The organism is Streptomyces sp. NPDC058464, from assembly GCF_042721035.1.
GTDB lineage: Bacteria > Actinomycetota > Actinomycetes > Streptomycetales > Streptomycetaceae > Streptomyces.
On the sequence record NZ_JBHXMA010000097.1, the window covers coordinates 1 to 3,625 of the forward strand.

The following is a 3,625-nucleotide window of genomic DNA, read 5'->3' on the forward strand; positions in this document are numbered from 1 at the left end:
GGGACGGGATCCGGCGAGGTCCCCGGGCCGGGCACCGGCCCACTCCCCCGGTCCGGCGACCGGCCCGGGGACCTGCCCCGGGCCGCCCGGCCCGGCGAACCACCACGGCACCACCAGAGAGCGAGAGTCACCCATGGCCACGATGAAGTCCGTACAGACCGGTGGCGTCGGCAGGATCGAGGTCGTGGACGTCGAGCGTCCCGTGCCCGGCCCGAGGGACGTGCTGCTGAGGATCCGCGCGGGCGGAATCTGCGGCACCGACGTCACCTTCCTGCACATGGGCGGCATGCCCGCCCGCGCCCACCTCGGCGGCGACCTGGTCCCGATCGCCCTGGGCCACGAGCCGGCCGGGGAGGTCGTCGAGGCCGGCGCCGAGGTGACGGGACTGAAGACGGGCGACCGGGTGGTGGTGAACCCGCAGGACGCGCCCACCGGGATCATCGGGTGCGGCGGCCGGTACGGCGCGCTCAGCGAGTATCTGCTGATCGAGAACGCCGAGGTGGGACGGAGTGTCGCGGTGTTCCCGGACACCGTGCCGTTCGAGGTCGCCGCCCTCAACGAGCCGATGGCCGTGTCCCGGCACGCGGTCAACCGCTCGCAGGCCGGTCCGGACGACAAGGTGGTCGTGTTCGGGGCCGGGCCGATCGGGCTCGGCGCGGCGATCTGGCTGAAGCTCCGGGGTGTCAAGCACGTCGTCGTCGCCGACGTCATCCCGGCCCGGCTGGAGAAGGCGCTGGCCGTGGGCGCGGACGCCGTGATCAACTCCGCCGAGGAGGACGTCACCGCGCGGCTGACCGAGCTGCACGGGCAGAGCGCCAACGCGCTGGGCCAGCCCCGCCCCGGCACCGACGTCTTCATCGACGCGGCCGGCGCCCCGGCGGTCTTCAACACCGTGGTGGCCAACGCGCGGTGGCACGCCAGGCTGGTCATGGTCGCCGTGCAGAAGAAGGGCGAGATCGACCTCGGCGGCATGCTGCGCAGCGAGCTGACCCTCGTCGCCTCGCAGGGCTATCCGACGGAGATCTTCGAGGTCACCCCCGAACTGGTCGAGCACCACGAGCGGTTCGCGAAGCTGATCAGCCACCGCGTCCCGTTCACCGAGGTGGACCGGGCCTTTCAGCTGGCGCTCGCCCCGGGGGCCGCGGAGAAGGTCGTCGTCACCTTCGACGCGTAGCGGAGACGGGCGCCAGCCACAGCCCGAGGAGCGCGTCGGTGAGTCCGGTGGCCGCGTCGCTCCAGGTGGCGCGCGGAGTGGGGGTGTCCTCGGCGAGGGCGCGCTCCCGCTCGGCGCAGGTGTGCAGGATCAGCGTCCGTGCCATCAGGCCGCGTTCGGTGCGGACCTCGGCGGGCAGTTCGGGCAGCAGTCGGTGCAGCGCGTCGACGGCCCGGCGCAGCGACGGCGAGGTCAGGGACTCCTCGACCATGATGTCGTAGAGGGCGGGGTCGGTCATGACCTGGGCGCAGAAGCGGGCGTACCAGGTCGGGCTGCCCAGGCTCGCGAGGTGCTCGGTGATCGGGCGGACCAGGCAGTCCACCCAGTCGCGCACGTCGTCGGAGTCGCCGAGCTCGGCCTCCAGGCGGACCCGGATCTCCTCGATCCGGTCGAAGTGCCGGGCGGCGACGGCCCGAACCAGGTCGGCCTTGGTGCCGAAGTGGTAGCCGACGGCGGCGTTGTTGCCCTGGCCGGCGGCCTCGCTGACCTGGCGGTTGGAGACGGCGTACACGCCATGTTCGGCGAAGAGCCGCTCCGCCGCACCCAGGATGGCCTCCCGTGTCGCGCTGACCTGGTCCGCCCGCGCCGTCCTGCCCGTCATGCCCACCACCGCTCCGGGACCGCGCACCACCCGGCACGCCCGGTCCCGCGAGCCGTGCCGGGGCCTCGTCCGAAGCGGCGAGGTCCAGCCGAAAAAGCCTACGCGGCAGGGCCGCCGAGTGCGGTGACACCCTGCCAGTACAGTAAGTCAAGCGACTGACTTAAATAATGGACCAGTCGCCCCTGCTCTGCCTACGGAGGCCCTCTGCCATGTCCGAAGCCCCTGTCCAGCCCGCCGGGTCCGGGGGACCCGCGCGAACCGGTCCGAACGCGGTGGTGGCGGTGCTGGCCCTGGCCGGTATCACCGTCTCGCTGATGCAGACCCTGGTGATCCCGATCGTCCCGGAGCTGCCGAAGTACCTGAACGCCTCCGCGTCCAACGCGGCCTGGGCGGTGACGGCGACCCTGCTGGCCGCCGCCGTGGCCACCCCGGTGGCCGGCCGTCTCGGCGACATGTTCGGCAAGCGGCTGATGCTGCTGGTCAGCCTGGTGCTGCTGGTCTCCGGCTCGGTGGTGGCCGCGCTGAGCGACTCGCTGATCCCGATGATCGCCGGCCGGAGCCTCCAGGGCCTGGCGGCCGCCGTGGTGCCGCTGGGCATCAGCATCATGCGCGACGAACTGCCTCCGGAGCGCCTCGCCGGCTCGACGGCGCTGATGAGCGCCTCACTGGGCGTCGGTGGCGCGCTCGGCCTGCCGGCCGCCGCGTTCATCGCGGACCACTACGACTGGCATGTGCTGTTCTGGACCTCGGGCGCCCTCGGAGTGGTCGCGTTCGTGCTCGTCATGCTGCTGGTGCCGGAGTCGAAGGTGCGCTCGGGCGGCCGTTTCGACGCGATCGGCGCGGTGGGCCTCGCGATCGGCCTGGTCTCGCTGCTGCTCGCGGTCTCCAAGGGCGCCGACTGGGGCTGGTCCAGCGGCACCACGCTCGGCCTGTTCGCGCTCGCCGTCGTCGTGCTGCTCGCCTGGGGCTTCTTCGAACTGCGCACCGTCCAGCCGCTGGTCGACCTGCGCACCACGGTCCGCCGCCAGGTGCTGTTCACCAACCTCGCCTCGATCGCGTTCGGTTTCTCGATGTTCGCGATGTCCCTGGTGCTCCCGCAGCTGCTCCAGCTGCCCACCCAGACGGGCTACGGCCTCGGCAGGTCGATGCTGACGGTCGGTCTGGTGATGGCGCCGCAGGGACTGGTGATGATGGGCTTCGCCCCGGTGTCGGCCGCCATCACCAGGGCCAAGGGGCCGAAGATCACCCTCATGATCGGCGCGGTGATCGTCGCCGCGGGCTACGGCCTCAACATCGTCCTGATGTCCGAGGTCTGGCACCTGATCCTGGTCTCCTGCATCATCGGCGCCGGCGTCGGCTTCGCGTACGGCGCGATGCCCGCGCTGATCATGGGTGCGGTCCCGGCGTCGGAGACGGCCGCCGCGAACAGCCTCAACACGCTGATGCGGTCCATCGGTACGTCGGTGGCCAGCGCCGCCGCCGGGGTGATCCTGGCCCAGCTGACCATCAACCTCGGCGGCACCACGCTGCCCTCCGAGAACGGCTTCAAGGTGGTCATGGCGCTCGGCGCGGGCGCGGCCGTCCTGGCCTTCGTCCTCGCCTCCTTCCTGCCCGGCCGCCGCCCCGCGGACCCGGAGCCCGCCGCGGCGCCGGCCGAGCCCGCGGCCGAGTCCGTGAGCTGAGCACCGGACGCGGATGGAGAACCGCGGGGGGGAGGGGCCGGGCGGCGCCCGGGGCCCCCCACCCCACCCCCACAACCCCCCCCCCCCCCCCCGCCCCCAAACAACACGACCGCCCCCAACCACCGCCCG

General features: G+C 72.6%; 3 protein-coding genes. 2 read left to right on the top strand and 1 reads right to left on the bottom strand.

The window, feature by feature from the left end; translation table 11 throughout:
* Positions 1–133 precede the first annotated feature (133 nt).
* On the top strand, positions 134–1,174 hold the full coding sequence (locus ACFWPQ_RS51275; protein ID WP_384051990.1) for a zinc-binding dehydrogenase: 1,041 nt from the start codon (positions 134–136) through the stop codon (positions 1,172–1,174).
* On the opposite strand, the gene ACFWPQ_RS51280 is transcribed toward ACFWPQ_RS51275, so the two are convergent.
* Complete coding sequence (locus ACFWPQ_RS51280; protein WP_384051992.1) at positions 1,158–1,814, bottom strand: TetR/AcrR family transcriptional regulator; 657 nt, start codon at positions 1,812–1,814, stop codon at positions 1,158–1,160. The two genes, ACFWPQ_RS51275 and ACFWPQ_RS51280, sit on opposite strands and share 17 nt — an antisense overlap.
* Before the next feature lie 209 nt (positions 1,815–2,023).
* Between ACFWPQ_RS51280 and ACFWPQ_RS51285 the strand changes: the two genes are divergently transcribed.
* Complete coding sequence (locus ACFWPQ_RS51285; protein ID WP_384051994.1) at positions 2,024–3,496, top strand: MFS transporter; 1,473 nt, start codon at positions 2,024–2,026, stop codon at positions 3,494–3,496.
* Positions 3,497–3,625: the final 129 nt, after the last annotated feature.

Coding starts and splice junctions, on each gene's coding strand:
- ACFWPQ_RS51275 (WP_384051990.1), top strand. CDS start 134: ATGGCCACGATGAAGTCCGTACAGACCGGTGGCGTCGGCAGGATCGAG.
- ACFWPQ_RS51285 (WP_384051994.1), top strand. CDS start 2,024: ATGTCCGAAGCCCCTGTCCAGCCCGCCGGGTCCGGGGGACCCGCGCGA.
- ACFWPQ_RS51280 (WP_384051992.1), bottom strand. CDS start 1,814: ATGACGGGCAGGACGGCGCGGGCGGACCAGGTCAGCGCGACACGGGAG.